Source organism: Natronomonas salinimetallica (assembly GCF_013839515.1).
In the GTDB taxonomy this organism is placed as follows: domain Archaea; phylum Halobacteriota; class Halobacteria; order Halobacteriales; family Haloarculaceae; genus Natronomonas.
Genome location: NZ_JACDNQ010000019.1, coordinates 1 through 16,397, shown reverse-complemented (window position 1 = coordinate 16,397; position 16,397 = coordinate 1). Strand labels below are relative to the sequence as shown.

Here is a 16,397-nt window from a genome sequence, read left to right as displayed (position 1 = left end):
CCGAACGCTACCACGCACGTTTGACCCTCCACAAGCGATTTACCCGACGGTGTGCCAATCCGCAACACCACGATGACTCCCCCAACGCGACGCCGCCTCCTCCGGACGGTCGCCGCCGCGGCCGTCGGTACGGCCGGTTGCGGTCGGCTGCTCGGCGACGAATCGAGCTCCTCCAGGTCGGTCTCCGAACGTTCCGGCGGGACGCTCCCCGGCGGAACGACCGAGACCGACCCCGACACGGTGTCGCTTCGGGGCGATACGGACGGCCACCCGATCCGGCTGGGCGATCCGAGCGGGACGCCGGCCGCCTCGGCCCGCCGGGGGCGTCACCCCACCCGATCGTCCCACGCCGTTATCGATACGCGATCGCGGGCCAGACGGCTCACCGTCGCCGATGGCGTCGACGCGGACGCGGTCTCGTCGTTCCGCTCGGCGACGGCGTTCGGTTCCGAGACGCTCTACCTCGAGACCAAGCCGGTCGAGGCGTGTTTTCGACTGCGGCTCTGCGGCATCTCCTGGACGCCGACGGCGGTCCGGACGGCGTACGTCCGTCAGCGTCGCCCCTACGACGCGCGCTGTTCGGCCGACGAGGACGTCTTCGAATCCCGCCTCGTTCGGATCCCCGACGGTCTCCGGAGAGACGACGTCGATTCGTACGGATCGAGCACCAGCGAACGCGGTCGCTGTGACGGGGACGGCCCCGCCGGTGTCGGACGGCCCGGCCCCGACGCCGCCACCGGGATATCCCCGACCGACGCCCGAAGGGAGGGGACAGAGTGATGACCGGTCCGTCACCGACACGTCGGACGTTCCTGCTCGCCGCCGGTGTCGGCGCGACGGCGCTCGCCGGCTGTGGCGAAATCGGGTCGCGATCGGGGAGGGATACCGATCCGATCCCCGTCGGTCGGCTTCCGGACGTCCCGGGTGCGGGGGAGTCGAAGCCGGCCGTCGAGGACGCCGTCCCGGTCGACATCGAGCGCGAGCGGCTCGGACGGACGGCGGCCCGCGTCACCGATCTGCTCGCGACGCTCCCGACGCCGTTCGGGCCGTCCGACGTGCCGAACGGGTCGATCAGACACGAGCTCCTGGAGGCGTCCGAGGCGGCGACCGATCACCTCGACGACGCCCGGTCGGCGACGACCCGGCTGTCGGCGATGCTGTCGCTCCGTCGCGCGCGTGCCGAGGCGCGGTACGCCGCCGAAGGGTGGGCGTTCGTCGAGGACGGCCGGGCCGAGACGGCGCTGCGCGAGGAGCGGCGGGCGACCGCAAGCGAGGCCGAAACGTTCCGATCGACCCACGAGTATCTCGGCGACGATCCGGTCCGTGCCGCTGTCGCTCACGCCCACATCGAGAGGACGCTCCGGCGTATCATAGAGGACCGCACCCCAGCGATCGGCGGGCGTCCCGGTGCGCTCTTGACCGTCGCCAGGTGGGGCGAACACGCCGAGTCGGGGCGGGCCGCCCTCGACGACAGCCGGTATCTCTATGACCGGTTTGAGACCGCTCTCCCCCCGAACGCCGGCACCGTCACGGCGACGCTCGGGGCCGCGGCCGAGTCGCTGACCGCCGACCTCGGTCGCCGACGGGAAGCGCTTCCGCCCGAACCGACCGAGGCCGGTGGTGCCCCGGTCGACCGGCTCCGACACCGCCTCCGTCGGGACGCCGAGTCGAGCGCCGAAAACGCCTCCGGGGGCGCTCCGGCCGAGACGGTCGTCGACGCGGTGGCCGGCATCACGGCGTTTCTCGCCCACGACCGGGTCCTACGCCGCATCGAGGACGGCGAGCGGTTTCGCGCGACGAGCGGATCGGACGTCCGAACCGTCCGGTCGGAGGCGGTCTCGGCGATCCGAACCGCACTCGAGGAGAGCCCCGAACCGGCGCTCGCCCGCGGCGTGCTCGCCGACGCGGCGGTCCTGGTCACACACGCCGACGACGAACTGGCCCGCTACCGGCGGAGCGTCCGGGCGGCCCGACTCGACGCGCCCGTCCGCCGATACGTCGCCGCGACCGTGCGGGCCCGGAGCGCCCCGGCCGCATGTCGGCAGGTAGCCGACGCCTTCGAGACCTGAGGCGGCGCTCGGGGTCGAAGGCGTCGAAAACGGCAGATCACCCCGCCGATGCCGGTCCCGAAGACACCGCTTGCATGTATCGGTTTTATTTTACTACCCCCGTAACCGCCGGTAGGATGGTTGCCTACGAAGCGTTTGATCGGGGCGTCGAGGTCGACGGTCAGACGGTACTCACGATAGTCGAGACGGCGATGGGGCGGTTCTCCGACGCCTACCGGGACCGGGCGATCTCGGCGTTGGCCGATGAGGGGATTACCGACCCGGAACCCGGAGAGTGGTACCCCCAGCAGGCGTGGTTGCACGCCTTCGAGACGATCGCCGAGGAACTGCAACCACACGTTTTGGATCGGCTCGGCGAACAGCTTCCGCACGTCGCCGAGTGGCCGAACGGCCACGAGACCGTCCCCGACGGGCTGCGATCGATCGACGAGGCGTATCGCCACAACCACCGCGGCGGGGAGATCGGCTCCTATCGGTTCGAGCGTACCGACGACCGGGCCGGTGACGTGCGATGTCGCACCCCCTATCCGTGCCCGTTCGACCGCGGCCTCGTACGCGGTGTCGCCCAGCAGTACGCCCCCGTGGACTCGTTCGTCTTCATCGAGGAGACCGGATCGACGTGTCGCCGCGATGGCGACGACGCGTGTACCTACACCGTCTATTGGTGACACACCGTCTGTTAGCCCCGTTCCGGTTCGGTATTGATGAGTCCCATCCCAACTCGGTGTTCCGTTCCGTAGGTCCGCTACGGCTCGTAGGACTCGAGCGCCTCACGGAGTTCCGATGCGGAGTAACTCGACGCCAGTTGGACGATCTCCTGGAGGTCCTCGTAGGTCTCGGTGAGCCGTCGGATCCGCTCGCGCTCTCGGCTCCCGTCGTTCGGTAGCCGGTCTTCGGCGCGCTGGACGTCCCGAAGCGTCGCCTGGAGTTCGCGCTGGACGTACTGTCGAAACACGTCCTGGAGGACGAACCAGATCTCGGGTTCGGCCTCGAACCGTACCCGCCGGCCGCCGCCTTCCGAGGACCGACGGTGGATGAGCCCGATCCGGGTGAGCGTTCGGGTGACGTTACTGACCGTCGACTTCGCGTAGCCGGTCTCCTCGACGAGTTCCGGAATCGAGCGGGGCCTCGCTGCGAAATACAACACCCCGTAGATCCGCCCGGCGCTCCGGCTCAGCCCGTAAACTTCGGCCGACTGCTCCATCGATTCGATGACGCGTTCACGCGCGGCGGCCCGGGCGTCCTCGGTCATTTATGTACGGCCCCGTCGACGACCCGCCGGTGACTCCTCAGTACCGTCCTGTCCGTCCCGAGTGGGCTGTTGGGTCATACGTACCCGATGCGTTCCGTAAGTATTAAATTGTTTGATTCGCTTGTTCGGGTAGAACCGAACAAACGGAACACACGGTACCCACACAGATACAATCATGGCAAGCGTCCTCCCCCACCGACCGCCGGTCGATTACGCCCCGCGTGAACAGACGAACATCGCGGTCGACGACGATCCAACCGACGCGCTCGATGTCCTTTCGTCGGCGACCGCCCGGGAGATCCTGGCGGCGCTCGAAGGGACCCCGAGCACCGCGTCCGAGATCGCCGATAACGTCGATACGTCCATCCAGAACGTCACGTATCACCTCTCGCGGCTCCGGGACGCCGACCTGATCACACCCGTCGAGACGTGGTATTCGAAAAAGGGGAGAGAGATGACCGTCTACGCGCTCGCCGCCGAGCGACTCGTCGTGCAGTTCGGTGCCGCCACCGGTCGCTCGGTACAGTAAGACGGGTCAGCACATCGCGTACCGATGGGCGGTGATCGGCCTTTCCTTCCGCCCTCGGAGCCGACGCCGCGGTGGATCCGAAAGACGTTCTTCGTCTTCACGTCCGGGGGAGGTCACTCCCCCCACGTCCACCGCGCGTCGAGTACGTATCGATAGAGCCCGCTGACGACGATCGCGATCCCGTTGGCGATCAGATACGAGATCCCCTGCCATTCGACGAAAAAATAGAGAACGGCGAGTTGGATCGGTATGGCCGTCCCGCGCACGACGTTCGTCCTGAACAAGCCGCCGAGATATCCCAAAAGGCCCGTGTTCTGGGTCGCCTCGAACGTCCACGCGTTGTTGAGGACGTACTGGAAGAGGATCGTGGTCTCGATGGCGATCAACGCGCCGACCAGGTAATCCAGGCCGGCGGCGTCGACGAAGCCCCAGAGAAGCGCCATCTGGACGCCCGCAGCGAGGGTTCCGACCGCCACGAACCGTCGTAGCTCCGGGGCGAGCGCACCGATATAGAGGTTGCGAAGGAACGACCGTAGCATCTATCGGTATCCGAGCGCCGCCAGCCGCGTCTCGACGTCGCCGGTAGCCTCGTCGGCGGTCGATGATTCCGTGTTCCCGAGCCGACCGGCGTGGGCCTCGGCTAACGGGCGGAACCGATCGATCACTCCCTGATCGAGGGCGCTCGGATCCACGGACCGGTCCTCCTGTTGATCCGGGTCCTCGGGGCGGTAGTAGAGTTCGGACGCCCCGGTGTCGGTGTTTCGGATGTACGTCCAGTCCTCGTTTCGGACGCTAACGAGGAGGTCGCCGTCCGCGAGCGACCGCGGAATCGGCTGTGCCGTCACGTCCTCGCCCCGAACAGCGACCGACACGACCGGATCCCGGTCGGGATCGTCGCCGGCGAGTACGCTCGGCGTGAGCGTTGTCCCCTCCCACGCCTTCGGCGGATCGACGCCCAGGAGGTCGGCGACGGTCGGCGGAATCGCCTCGAGGCCGACGTGCCCGTCGATCCGGTCTCCATCCGCGTCGGGAACGTCGATCATGAGCGGAACCCGGATCAGTTCGTCGTACAGTTTGGGGTAGTGTGCGAGGTGGCCGTGTTCTTGGAACTCCTCGCCGTGGTCGCCGGCGACGATCACCGCCGTCTCGTCTCTGGCTCCGGTCGCCGAAAGCGTCTCCAGCACCCGGCCGATACTGGCGTCGACCTGTCTGACCGCCGCCCGATAGAGCGTTCGCAGATCGCCAAGCGTCCGCTCGCCGACGTCCCATCCGAGGCCGGTCCGCGTGTGTGCGTGTAGCATCCGGTGCGTGCCGAGGAGATTCGACGACACCTCCCGAATGTACCGTGGGGCGGGAACGTACGGCGTGTGGGTATCCATGTAGTGGATCCACAAAAAGAAGGGCGATTCGGCCCCCTCCGTCGTTCCCCGTTCCTCGATGAACCGCGTCGCGGCGTGTTCGACGTCGAACATTCGGGAGGTGTCGAGGAACGGCCGGTCGTCGGTCCGCCCGCGGAGCAGCGAGCCGATGCGTCGGATCGGCGACGTTGCCAACTGGAGCCACGCTTCGACGGTCGGATGTTTCGCCAGATACCGGCCGTATAGACCGGCTCCGAGGCTCGTGACGAACGGCTCGAACTCGTCGAACCCGTCGTCGTATCCCCAGTGTGACGTGAGGAATCCGTTCGCGGCGTTGAACCCGGCCGTCCGGACGCCGGCATCCGAGAGTACCCTCGGGAGCGTCGGCGCTTCGTTGACGCCGATCCGGCCGTTGTCGGCGAACACCGGCCGGGACGACAGGATCGACGGAAACGAAAACGGCGTCCAGTTTCCGGACGCGAACGCGTGTTCGAAGACGGTGCCGCGGTCGGCGATCGAATCCATCACCGGAGTGTGTTGGCCCGACCCGTATGGCCCGACAGCGTCCGCTCGAAGCGAATCGACTGTGATGAGGACGACGTTCGATGTCGACGTGTGTTCCATAGTGGTCTGTATCACGTTTGGCGAGGCGGTCCGTTCCGTCGCCTGCTGTGCCCCCTCGCTCGATCCGCGGCGCGAACGGGGGCCAACGCGACGAACACGCCGACTCGCGTATTCTACCGTTCGTACGTATCGGATCCACTCTACTTGACAGTACCGACTGCTCTCCCGCCGGGACGATTCCCCCACGTCGGGGTGTCTCGGACTCCGTCCGACGGCACCGGGAGCCACCGTCCGTGGCGTTCCCGGACCGTCGTCGGTACTTCGTTACCCCGTCAGAATCAGACGATCCCAGCGCCGGCGAAGACGAGATAACAGATCACGACGAGTGCCGAGGAGTGGAGTAGCGCCTCGTATCGGCCGCGCGAGGCGACCCCGGCGAACCAGCCGCATGCGAGCATCGTCGTCTGCGCGAGAAGATACAACCGCCAGGCGTCGCGTTCGGTATCGACCTGCGACGGATCGACGTCGATTCCGGCGTTTTGAGACGCCGTCGAGAGCCGTGTGACGCCTTCGAGGACGTATACGTCGACCGCGAGGACGATCCCGATGAGGGCGAACGCCGCGGCCCACCCGATAGCAACGTGTGCGAACATCGCCGAGCGCAGTTCGCGACGCCGGTGATAGAGGGTGCCCACTTCCGTCTGAAGCGTCACGAACGTCGTTTCGACGTCGCTTCCGGCGTCTAACGCGCCGGTAACGAGGCCGATCGCCTGCTCGGCGAGCGGCGTTCCGATGCGCGTGACGAACCGGTCCAGCGCTTTCGTTCGGGTATCGGCTTCCCTGGGTCCGCCCGTCAACCCAAGCAGGAAGGCGAGGTCGTCGACGTCGCCCTGTAGCACGCCGAAATCGACCTCGTGGGCAACGTTCTCGACCGCCGTCGCGAAAGGCATCCCCCGGCTCACGTGTCCGGCGACCGCGTGAACGAAATCGCGTACCCCGCGGTCCTTCGCGTCGTCGAGCCGTTCACGTTTGAGTGCGACGGCACCGACCGGGAACCCGTACGCCGCATAGCCGAAGAGCACGACGTTCGCGACCGGCTCACCGAGCATCCACGTCCCCCATCCGACGACGACGGCCGGAAACGCGAACACGAACGCCGCACTCGCCGGGTTGGTGGTCGCCGTGGCGACGGTCGAGATCCCCGTCGGGCGCCCGTACGTTCGTGCGTGGTTCGGGGGGCGAAGCCCCACGATCAAAAACGCCGTGCCGGCACCGACGAGGAGGACGAACGCCAGGCTCCCGTACACGAGTACCCCGCGTACTGTCGGCGCTCCGGGGAGCGGAACCGCCTGGGACAGCCCCGGCGCGAGCACGCTGGCGACGGTAACGACGACGGCGAACAGCGCCGGTACCGCGAGGAGAACGACGAAAAGCTCCGCGAGGAGCGTGAGATACACGCCGGTCCGCTGGCGCGCTCGCGACTGTCGGTGCGATAACATCCGCGACTCCATCCGTAGATACGTCCGTAGCGACTCCGGGCCTTGATTGGCACGTTCGCGTAGCTGCAACAAGAACGGCGATAGGAGCTCCCGGGACGGCGTCTGTCTGGCAACGGTTCTGAGCCCCGAATCGAGGCTTCCGGTCAACGACGCGGTTTCGAGCACCCGCTGGAAGGACACGCTGGTCTCGCCGTAGGCTTCCCGTTCGGCGACGGTTCGCAGTATGGTGCGCCGCCCCTCGTTGCCGTCCGCGAGCATCCGGAGATACCGTACCGCCCCCGGAAGGGTACGCTCGATCGCGGCCCGACGGGCGCTCGCCCGCCAGCGGAGATACGTCCCCCCTCCGGCAACGACGCATCGCTTGGCGAGAAGCCCGGAGACGGTGCCGAGGATCGACGCGGTGTAGTGTACCGATCCGGATCGGGGGGACACGAAATCGGGGAGGCTATCGGAGACGACGCTCCCGACCGCCTCGAAGGCCGGAACCGACAGGCCGCCCCCGAGCAGAAAGACCGACGCGCCGACGAGGACACCGATCCCCCACGAGAGACCGTATACCCGCGAGAGGTACGCGTCGAATCCGTCGGGGAGTGTCGTGCCACGGTATCGATCCCGGTCGATATCGTGGCGCGGACGGTCGGCGTGACGCGAAAACAGCGCGTACAACCCCCTGTCGACCCGGCGTACCGTCCTCCGAACGGGGCCGTCACCCATCCGAACCGACCCGTCTCCGCCGGATCCGCTCGACGGTCGCGGCCTCGTTCGTCCGGAGATCACTCAAGAACCCGAACAACGCCTGGACGTCGGAGATCCCGTTCCGGACCAGATATTCGACGTACCCGTGTTTCCGGTGGAACTCCGCTTCGACGTCGTCGTGGCCGCGAGTCGTCCCCTCCGCGAGGCGTTCGAACGTCCGTAGCCCCCGCCGGACCGTCGGATCGCCCAGTTTGGGGTGGCCGTAGGCGAACTCCCACGCCCCCTCGGGCGTTCGATTCAACACGTGATTGTACCGGACCGTCCCGGCCTCGGTTTCGACCGTCCGCGTCGATCCCTCGAACCGTTCGGCCTCGCGTTCGGACAGCACTTCGACGACCGACTCGACGTGGCGGTCCCCGTCGACGTGTTTCGGGAACACGACGAGGTCGATCTTCGACAGCAGGTACGAGGGGAGTCCTTTTCCGATGGCCCGGTTGACGAGCGTCTCGACGCTCTCGGCGTCGGTCGTCCCGAGAACCCCGTGTCCGGTCTGTAACACCTCGCCGAGCGTCCGGAACGACTCCGCCGAGTCGATTTCCGCGAGGACCTCGACGTCCGGGTTCAGATAGCTCGCCTCGCCCATCAGATCCGGTATCGAGACGCTCTTGACCTCGTCCGGGTGTGTCTGTGTCGTCAGTGAGACGCCGGTCTCGTGGGGGAAAGACACCTCGCTCGACCCCTCGTTGATACTTATCGGGCGGGCGTCGTACTCGATAAACGGCATGTGGGCGTTCATAAGCGTCGTCTTCCCCGCCCCGGCCGACCCCGAAAACAGTACGACGCCACGGTGTTCGTACAGCATCCACAGGAGCGTTACGAGCTCGGTCGGCACCGATCCCGATTCGACGAGATCGACCGGCGTGAGCGCGTTCGGTGCCTGCTTTCTGATCGAGACGTGCGGACCGCCCTGGGAGATAGCCGGCAGCGCAACGGCACAGCGGATCGTCTGTTCGACGCCTTCGGGATCGAGGGTGACCGTCGCCGACGGACGACTCGCAGAGAGCTCGATCCCGTCGCCAGCGGCGAGTTTCGTGACGACGTTGACGAACGATTCCTCGGAGTCGAACACGAGGTTCGTCGGCTCCCGACCGTTCCCGCGAGGCACGACTTTGATCCGTTCGCCGACACGGTTCGCCTCGATGTCTTCGAGGTTCGGATCGCGGATCGGAACGGTCAACTGCCCGTGTCCGACGAGATCCCGGAGGACGTAGTACACGAGGTCGTCCAGCCGGCCGTCGGCGAAGCGACGACCGACGGATGGGAGCGCGAGGCCGCGATCGGCGAGCAGAGCGCGGACCCGGTGGCGGAGCGCGTCGACCCACACCCGGGTGTTTTTCGCGGTCAGCTGCCTCGAAAGCAGCGACTCGCTGCGCTCGCGAACGGCCGCCGCCCGATCCTCGAACGCCATGTCCCCTTCGAGACCACCGAGCCCGGCCCGCCAGATCCGCTCTTTGCACTCGGCGATGAGTCGGTCGTCGCCCGGGAGCCGATCCGGCTCGATGACCGCATACTTCCGTTCGAACGGATCGGCCCCGAGCAGCCGTTCGCGGTACCGTACGATCGGAACGTCGTATCCGAGGAACCCGACGGTGTAGCGCTCGATCCGCTCGGCGCTGAACCGCTCGACGAACTCGGGGGCCTCGATGCCGGTCGCGGCGGGGGCGTAATCGGTCAAATGGACCGATAGCTCCCTGCCGGTCGCGTCGGCCACCTCGATGGTATCGTCGAGTGCGTGCGGTGTCAGCTCCCCCAGACACCGTAACTCGGCCAACGCGTAGTATTCGAGGCGGCGACGGGCGGCCGGCGGACGCGAGACGATCCGATCGATGACCCGTTCGTACTTCTCGTCGAACCCCGCGTTGAACCGCTCGGCCGCTCCCTCCCGCGTTCGGGGACGGCTCGATCGGGCGTCCTCGAAGTGCTCTCGGACGGCCCGGAGGTCGGCGGCGGTGTCGGCCGCAAGCGACGGTTCACGGACCTCGTATACGAACCCGCTCTCGCCGTCGGAAACCGTCGCCACGACGCCGGGGACGACCTCGTATTGATCGTGGACGCCAGCGGTGTACCACGCCCGCGGGCTGTCCGGCGGCACCGGGGCCGGCACCGTCTGCACGTCGTCGACCATTCGTTTGGATCTGTCCGCGTATTTTTATATAAACTCTCGTAGTATAACGAGAATCCACACGCGGGCCCGTTCTCGTCGGTCGGCCGTGGGCCCGTTCTCGTCGGTCGGCCGTGGGCCCGTTCTCGTCGGTCGGCCGCGGGCCTGCGACGATGCCGTAGACAGCGTTTTGACCCGCCGGCCGAAACCGTCGGTATGGACGTCCTCGTCTTCGGAGCCGGGAGCCTCGGCAGCCTCCTCGGCGGCCTCCTCGCCCGTGAACACGACGTGACACTCGTTGGGCGTGATCCGCACATGCGGACGGTCGCCGCGGACGGACTCCAACTCAGGGGCCGCATCGAGGCGACCGTCCGTCCGACGGCCCGCCTCGATCCGCCGGCGTCCGCCGACCTCGCCGTCATCTGCGTGAAGGCGTTCGATACGGGATCGGCCGCGGCCGACCTCGCCGACTGCGATCTCGACGCCTGTCTCTCGGTCCAAAACGGGATGGGCAACGAGGCCGTCCTCGCCGATCGGCTGGACGCTCCGATCCTCGCGGGAACCTGCACCTACGGCGCTGTCCGCCCCGCCCCTGGCGTCGTTCGGTGTACCGGCGTCGGCGACGTCGTCCTCGGCCCGCCGGAGGGTGGTGTCTCGCCGGTCGCCGACCGCGTCGGGGAGGCGTTCGGGTCGGCGTCGATCGGGACGTCGGTCACGGCGACGATGCCGGGACGGCTCTGGGAGAAGTTGGCCGTCAACGCCGCTATCAACCCCGTGACCGCGCTCGCCCGGATCGAGAACGGGGGGATTCTCGACGGCGACGCAGCGGCGCTCGCATCGGCCGCGGCGCGTGAGACGGCCGCAGTCGCCCGCGCGGAGGGGATCGAACTGAGCGACCGGGCGGCCCGGCAGGCGATGGAACGGGTCGCAGCGGCGACGGCCGAGAACACCTCCTCGATGCACCAGGACGTGGCCGCCGGACGCCGCACGGAGATCGACGCGATCAACGGACACGTACTCGAACGCGCCGACGAGCGGGGACTCGACGTACCGACCAACCGGACGCTCACGCGACTCGTTCGCGCGTGGGAGGTCGGACACGGGATCCGATAGCGCGTCCACGAGGGATCCGATAGCGCGTCCCCGTCCCTCCGCTTGCACGCCGTACTGTGGTTTTATTATCTCGGCTGTCGATGGTATGTTCGTGGTATCATCACCCATGGGTGCCGCCGCATCCCCCGAAAAAAAGGTGTCGTGGAACCGAGAGCCACCGCCCTCGGCGGGCGCGTCAGCGCAAACAGGGCCGGATAATTCACAGGGCCGCGTCGGCTTCGATACGACATGGTTACACGAGTCCTAGTTGCGGTGGACGGCTCGGAGATGTCCGAGGCGGCGCTCCGATACGCTCTGGACGTTCATGTGGGGGCGGACATTACCGTCTTGGTCGTCGTCGGTGAACCCTCACCGATGATGGGGGGGCCAACGGCGATCGCGACAGCCGACGATCCACGGGAGAAGACGAGAGAACTCGCCGAACCAATACTGGAGCGCGCACACGAGATCGCCGGCGGGCACGATACCGAAATCGATACCGCCGTCGGATTCGGCCATCCTGCCCGCGAGATCGTCAACAGAGCCGACGGTTTCGATACGGTCGTCCTCGGGAGCCACGGGGGGTCGATGTCCGACCGTCTGATCGTCGGAAACGTCGCTGAAACGGTGTTTAATCGATCATCCGTTCCGGTCGCCGTCGTTCGATAGCTGCCTGTCCCGGCCGATCTACGCCGCTTTCCGGGCGGCGTCCCGACCGCCGTGTACGCGCGCTGTCCCGACGTGCGGCGATCAAACTTATTCTTCCCCGTGACTACCGATTGGGTATGCTCCATACTACCGGGCCGCTGTTGAGCGTCGACCTCGACGGATCGACGACCACGAAGACGGACATCGAGGACGTTTCACGCCGGTACATCGGCGGCCGCGGACTCGGGACGAAACTCGCCCACGACCGGATCCCCTTCGACGCCGACCCGCTCGGTCCCGAAAACCGGGTGTTGTTCACGACGGGGCCGATGCAGACCTCGACCATGAGTTTCACCGGCCGGACGAACTGCACGGCCGTCTCGCCGCTGACTGACGGCTTGCTCTCCTCGAACGCCGGCGGCTTTCTCTCGCGGAACTTCGCGGACACGGGCTATGGCGCGATCGAGTTCGCCGGGGCCGCCGAGGAACTCACGATCGTTCACGTCACCGACGAGGGCGTCGAGTTCGAGACCGTCCCCGGCCTCGAAGGGGCGACTGTCCCCGAGACGGCCGCGTATCTCGAATCCGAGCACGGCATCGAGAGCGACCGGACGGCGATCGTCGGTCCCGCCGGCGAGAACAAAGTCCGGTTCGCCTCGATCATGACGACCGAGGAGCGCGCCTTCGGCCGCGGCGGCCTCGGTGCGGTTCTCGGTTCGAAACACCTCAAGGCGCTCACCGTCGGCGGTGACTCGCCGCCGCCGGTCGACGTCCCGGCCACGCAGGCCGAGATCCACCGCGAGGCGGCGACTGACGACCACGTCATGAAGCGCCAGGGGACCGTCTCGGTGCTGTCGCTGGCGAACGAGATGGACGGGCTTCCCTCGTATTATTTCTCCGAACGGTCCTTCGAGGGGGCCGACGGGATCGACGGCGACGCCGTCGAGGCGAAAAAATACAAGAAGGGGACCTGTTCGGCGTGTGCGTTCGCGTGTAAATTGCCGACACGCGATGCGGTCCGCGGCGTCGAGACGGAGGGCCCGGAGTTCGAGGTCGCGATGGCGTTCGGCTCCAACAGCGGCGTCGACGACATCGTCGACGTGATGATCTCGAACGAGCTGTGCGATCGATACGGTCTCGATGCGATCTCGGCCGGCAACACGGTCGCCGCCTATCTCGAAAGCGAGGATTCGTTCGGCGACACCGAGTTGATCCATGGACTCGTCGAGAAGATCGCCCGCCGAAAGGGAGTCGGCGACACGCTCGCGGAGGGTATCGACCGTGTCCACGGGACGCTCGGGGTCGACAACTGGACCGTCAAGGGCCTGGATTTCGCGGCCCACGAGGGGCGTCTCCTGCACGGGCAGGCGCTGTCGTATGCGGTCTCGAACCGCGGTGCGGACCACATGTACGCGACGTTTTACTCCGTCGAGTACCCCCTCGTCGACCCCGACGCGGCGATGGACCCGACCGGGATGGACGGAAAAGCCGAGCGACTCGTCGAGCGTGAGAACCTGATGGCGCTCAACGACAGCGGGATCGTCTGTAAGTTCTCCCGAGACTACATGACCCCCGAGCGCTACGAGGCGCTGTTCGGGGCCGAGTTCGCGGACCTCCTCGCCGTCGGCGCACGGACCGTCACGCTCGAGCGTCATTTCAACAACCAGCGGGGATTCGACCGCGCCGACGACACCCTCCCCTACGAGATCCCCGACTTCGAGCGGGGCCTCGAAGCGTACTACGACGCCCGCGGTTGGGTCGATGGCGTCGTTCCCGAGGACGCCCTGCCCGAGGACGCGGTCGACCCGTCGAACTGAGACTGACCGGCGGAGCGAACGGTTGGCGAGCATCCGATCAGTGGATGTCCGACCGGCGAGCATCCGATCAGTGGATGTCCGACCGGCGAGCGCTCGCCGATCGACGACGACAGCCCGCACCGGAACGGGGGACGCCGCGCTATCCGTCGTATATCTCCTCTGCGAGCGTGTTCCGGTGGAGCGCGTTCGGCCCGCCCGCGATGGTCAACAGGCGGGCGTCCCGAAGGTATCGCTCGACGTTCCGCGAAGCGGTGTAGCCGACGCCGCCGTGGAGTTGGAGCGCCTCGTTGCTCACGTCGACGGCCATCTCGGTCGCATCGATCTTCGCCGCCGCCAGTTCGCGTGTCGGGTCCTCGCCGCGGTCGGCGCGGTCGGCGGCCCGGAGCGTGAGCAGGCGCGCCGCCTCGACCCGCCGAGCCATGTCCGCAACCCGCCATCGGAGCCCCTGAAACTCGCCCAGCGGCCGATCGAACTGCTCGCGGTCGGCCGTGTGCTCGACCGTCTCCTCGACGGCCGCGCGGGCGATCCCGACCGCACGAGCCGGGACGTTGACGCCGTTGTGGACCCGTCCGCGATCGACGTAGGCCGATCCGACCTCCCCGACCCGTCGGTCGTCGGGGATCCGGACGTTCGAGAGCGTCACCCGCGGCGATTTGAGGGCTCTCGCTCCCAGGGTATCCCAGACGTGGTCCACCTCGAAGGCATCGGTCGGGACGAGAAAGGCGCTCACGTTCCGGGGCGCGTCCGCTTCGGCCCCGGTTTTGGCGTAGGTGAGCACGTAGTCCGCCCCGAAGAAGTTCGTCACCCACCGCTTGTGGCCCGACAGGATCCAGCCGTCGCCGTCGCGCTCGGCTGTCGTCTCCATTCGCGTCTTGTCGCTGCCGGCGTCGTCCTCCGAGAGGCCGAGCGCACAGACAGTCTCCCACGCCGCCATCCCCGGCAGGAACGCCTCCGCCAGTTCGGCCGACCCGAACCGCTCGATCACGCTCCCGACGCCGAGGTGCAACGAGAGCGCGCTCGCGACCGGCATCATCGCCGCCGATAGTTCCTCGACGGCGATGACGAGTTCGACGAGCCCCGCGCCCTCGCCGCCGTACGTTTCCGGAACGGTCAGTCCCGTGAGGCCCATCTCACGTGCGTCCTCGAGGACGCCGTCGGGAAACCTTCCGGCCCGGTCGCACTCGCCGGCGATCGGGGCGAGTTCGTCGGCCGCGAACGACCGGACCTCCTCGCGCAGCGCTCGTTGCACGTCGGTCGGTTCGAATCGCATACCGCTCACTCGCCGTCGTCAGGAAAAAATGTATCGTCGAGGCGGTGCGTGTCGTCCACGGTCCCGCAGTTCGTACCCGAGGGGCGGATCCTCGGGTCGGCTGTCGGGCAGTTATGTTATCGGCGGACAAGGCGAATCCCCCGAGGCTTGACCTCGGGGATGAAGCCGACACGCAGGGATACAAACCATCAAGTGAACACATCAGTAATCAAGAGACAGCGATGGAACACAGTCACCGCTACCACGCCTACCCGACACAAGAGGTAGCGGAGCGACTGGAACATCATCTTGACGTTCATCGCCAACTCTACAACCACGTTCGCTGGGACTACGAGAACAGTCCAGAGGACGACAAACCATCCGAGTACGACCAGAACAACAAACTCCCCGCGTGGAAGCGCAAATGGCCTGTGTTCGGTGAACTGCACTCGAAAGCCGCGCAAGCCACTGTCGCTCGCTTCCATCGAAACCTCTCGAATCTTCGCAAGAAGAAAGAGAAGGGGTACAATGTGGGTCGGCTCAAACGGCAAGCACCCACCGACTACCGAAGCGTGACGTACAACCAGTCCGGTTTCGACCTCGATGAAAAGAGGGGCCGTGACAGGTTCGCTTACGTTCGCTTCAGCAAAATCGGCGGGGTCAAAATCCGTTACCATCGCCCGATTCCTGACTCCGCTTCGATCAAGGAAGTCACGTTCAAAAAAGAGACGACCGGCGAGTGGCTCGTCTCGTTCGGCCTCGAAACCGACGACGCCGATCTGCCCGAGAACCCCGACGTGAGCTCGCTTGACGCAAGTAACAGCGTTGGGATTGACCTTGGCATCCAGAACTACATCCACACCAGCGACGGGAAGACCGTGGATTGGCTCGACCTCGAAGACGAGTACGAGCGTCTTCGCCGTGAACAACGCAAGTTGTCGCGGAAGGAAGAAGGGTCGAGCAACTACGAGAAGCAACGCCGGGAAGTGGCGAAGGTAAAGCGTCAAATCAAGCGGACGGTGCTGGACTACCAGCACAAGATTACGACGTGGCTCGTCCGCGAGTACGACGCCGTATTCGTGGAAGACTTAGACGTGAAGGGGATGCTCGAACAGTCGCACAACGCTCGGAACAAGCAGGATGCGGCGTGGCGACAATTCATCACCCTCCTCGAATACAAAGCCGACCTGCACGGCTGTCACGTCAAGCAGGTCGAAGCACGAGGCACAACCAAAGAGTGTGCATCGTGCGGTGTGGAAGCAGCGAAACCCATCTGGGTCAGAGAACACTCCTGTCCGAGTTGTGGGTTCGAGACGGACAGAGACGCGAAAGCGGTCGCCAGACTGCGTCTGGCGGGCAGCAAAATCGCGTAATGGTCAAGATAATTTTTGCAAATAGGGACCCAGGAATTTGTCGATCCAAGATTTAGCAAATCCAAGTCTCTTCGTGAACTTCTCGAAGAG

13 protein-coding genes and 1 pseudogene are annotated in these 16,397 nt (G+C 66.4%); 8 read left to right on the top strand and 6 right to left on the bottom strand.

The window, feature by feature from the left end; translation table 11 throughout:
- Positions 1-72: 72 nt before the first annotated feature.
- From HZR14_RS13120 to HZR14_RS13110, 3 genes are all read left to right on the top strand, one after another.
- Positions 73-780, top strand: a complete 708-nt coding sequence (locus HZR14_RS13120; protein WP_181693329.1) for a hypothetical protein — start codon at positions 73-75, stop codon at positions 778-780.
- Positions 780-2,069 (top strand): hypothetical protein, encoded by a 1,290-nt coding sequence (locus HZR14_RS13115; protein WP_181693328.1) that lies wholly within the window; start codon positions 780-782, stop codon positions 2,067-2,069. Before HZR14_RS13120 ends, HZR14_RS13115 begins: the two co-directional genes overlap by 1 nt.
- Positions 2,070-2,185: 116 nt before the next feature.
- Entirely contained in the window at positions 2,186-2,737 is a 552-nt protein-coding gene (locus tag HZR14_RS13110) for a hypothetical protein (protein WP_181693327.1), read from the top strand.
- 77 nt (positions 2,738-2,814) lie between these two features.
- Here HZR14_RS13110 and HZR14_RS13105 read toward each other — a convergent pair whose 3' ends face one another.
- Positions 2,815-3,321, bottom strand: coding sequence for a GbsR/MarR family transcriptional regulator (locus HZR14_RS13105; RefSeq protein WP_181693326.1), 507 nt, complete (start codon positions 3,319-3,321; stop codon positions 2,815-2,817).
- A gap of 175 nt (positions 3,322-3,496) precedes the next feature.
- Between HZR14_RS13105 and HZR14_RS13100 the strand changes: the two genes are divergently transcribed.
- Positions 3,497-3,850 carry an ArsR/SmtB family transcription factor gene (locus HZR14_RS13100; protein WP_181693325.1) on the top strand — a complete coding sequence of 118 codons (354 nt, stop codon included), beginning with the start codon at positions 3,497-3,499 and terminating at the stop codon, positions 3,848-3,850.
- A 113-nt stretch (positions 3,851-3,963) separates the two neighbouring features.
- Here the strand turns inward: HZR14_RS13100 and HZR14_RS13095 are convergent, their stop codons facing one another.
- The 4 genes from HZR14_RS13095 to HZR14_RS13080 form a co-directional block, all read right to left on the bottom strand.
- Positions 3,964-4,389 (bottom strand): GtrA family protein, encoded by a 426-nt coding sequence (locus HZR14_RS13095; protein ID WP_181693324.1) that lies wholly within the window; start codon positions 4,387-4,389, stop codon positions 3,964-3,966.
- Complete coding sequence (locus HZR14_RS13090; RefSeq protein ID WP_181693368.1) at positions 4,390-5,832, bottom strand: sulfatase; 1,443 nt, start codon at positions 5,830-5,832, stop codon at positions 4,390-4,392.
- Positions 5,833-6,110: 278 nt separating this feature from the next.
- Positions 6,111-7,985, bottom strand: a complete 1,875-nt coding sequence (locus HZR14_RS13085; protein ID WP_181693323.1) for a type II secretion system F family protein — start codon at positions 7,983-7,985, stop codon at positions 6,111-6,113.
- On the bottom strand, positions 7,978-10,152 hold the full coding sequence (locus HZR14_RS13080; protein WP_181693322.1) for a type II/IV secretion system ATPase subunit: 2,175 nt from the start codon (positions 10,150-10,152) through the stop codon (positions 7,978-7,980). Before HZR14_RS13080 ends, HZR14_RS13085 begins: the two co-directional genes overlap by 8 nt.
- Before the next feature lie 192 nt (positions 10,153-10,344).
- Here HZR14_RS13080 and HZR14_RS13075 point away from each other — a divergent pair, with 192 nt between their 5' ends.
- The 3 genes from HZR14_RS13075 to HZR14_RS13065 all read left to right on the top strand — a co-directional run bounded on the left by HZR14_RS13075 (position 10,345) and on the right by HZR14_RS13065 (position 13,685).
- Positions 10,345-11,241 carry a ketopantoate reductase family protein gene (locus HZR14_RS13075; RefSeq protein WP_181693321.1) on the top strand — a complete coding sequence of 299 codons (897 nt, stop codon included), beginning with the start codon at positions 10,345-10,347 and terminating at the stop codon, positions 11,239-11,241.
- A 228-nt stretch (positions 11,242-11,469) separates the two neighbouring features.
- Positions 11,470-11,889, top strand: coding sequence for a universal stress protein (locus HZR14_RS13070; protein WP_181693320.1), 420 nt, complete (start codon positions 11,470-11,472; stop codon positions 11,887-11,889).
- A gap of 116 nt (positions 11,890-12,005) precedes the next feature.
- Positions 12,006-13,685 (top strand): aldehyde ferredoxin oxidoreductase family protein, encoded by a 1,680-nt coding sequence (locus tag HZR14_RS13065; RefSeq protein ID WP_181693319.1) that lies wholly within the window; start codon positions 12,006-12,008, stop codon positions 13,683-13,685.
- A gap of 139 nt (positions 13,686-13,824) precedes the next feature.
- Here HZR14_RS13065 and HZR14_RS13060 read toward each other — a convergent pair whose 3' ends face one another.
- Positions 13,825-14,955, bottom strand: a complete 1,131-nt coding sequence (locus HZR14_RS13060; RefSeq protein ID WP_181693318.1) for an acyl-CoA dehydrogenase family protein — start codon at positions 14,953-14,955, stop codon at positions 13,825-13,827.
- A gap of 221 nt (positions 14,956-15,176) precedes the next feature.
- On the opposite strand from HZR14_RS13060, the pseudogene HZR14_RS13055 reads away from it, so the two are divergent.
- Positions 15,177-16,292 (top strand): annotated as a pseudogene (locus HZR14_RS13055) (RNA-guided endonuclease InsQ/TnpB family protein); the annotation flags it as partial.
- Positions 16,293-16,397: the final 105 nt, after the last annotated feature.

What these genes read in the sequence shown, in the direction of transcription:
- HZR14_RS13120 (WP_181693329.1), top strand. Translation starts at nt 73, where the DNA reads ATGACTCCCCCAACGCGACGCCGCCTCCTCCGGACGGTCGCCGCCGCG.
- HZR14_RS13115 (WP_181693328.1), top strand. Translation starts at nt 780, where the DNA reads ATGACCGGTCCGTCACCGACACGTCGGACGTTCCTGCTCGCCGCCGGT.
- HZR14_RS13110 (WP_181693327.1), top strand. Translation starts at nt 2,186, where the DNA reads ATGGTTGCCTACGAAGCGTTTGATCGGGGCGTCGAGGTCGACGGTCAG.
- HZR14_RS13105 (WP_181693326.1), bottom strand. Translation starts at nt 3,321, where the DNA reads ATGACCGAGGACGCCCGGGCCGCCGCGCGTGAACGCGTCATCGAATCG.
- HZR14_RS13100 (WP_181693325.1), top strand. Translation starts at nt 3,497, where the DNA reads ATGGCAAGCGTCCTCCCCCACCGACCGCCGGTCGATTACGCCCCGCGT.
- HZR14_RS13095 (WP_181693324.1), bottom strand. Translation starts at nt 4,389, where the DNA reads ATGCTACGGTCGTTCCTTCGCAACCTCTATATCGGTGCGCTCGCCCCG.
- HZR14_RS13090 (WP_181693368.1), bottom strand. Translation starts at nt 5,832, where the DNA reads ATGGAACACACGTCGACATCGAACGTCGTCCTCATCACAGTCGATTCG.
- HZR14_RS13085 (WP_181693323.1), bottom strand. Translation starts at nt 7,985, where the DNA reads ATGGGTGACGGCCCCGTTCGGAGGACGGTACGCCGGGTCGACAGGGGG.
- HZR14_RS13080 (WP_181693322.1), bottom strand. Translation starts at nt 10,152, where the DNA reads ATGGTCGACGACGTGCAGACGGTGCCGGCCCCGGTGCCGCCGGACAGC.
- HZR14_RS13075 (WP_181693321.1), top strand. Translation starts at nt 10,345, where the DNA reads ATGGACGTCCTCGTCTTCGGAGCCGGGAGCCTCGGCAGCCTCCTCGGC.
- HZR14_RS13070 (WP_181693320.1), top strand. Translation starts at nt 11,470, where the DNA reads ATGGTTACACGAGTCCTAGTTGCGGTGGACGGCTCGGAGATGTCCGAG.
- HZR14_RS13065 (WP_181693319.1), top strand. Translation starts at nt 12,006, where the DNA reads ATGCTCCATACTACCGGGCCGCTGTTGAGCGTCGACCTCGACGGATCG.
- HZR14_RS13060 (WP_181693318.1), bottom strand. Translation starts at nt 14,955, where the DNA reads ATGCGATTCGAACCGACCGACGTGCAACGAGCGCTGCGCGAGGAGGTC.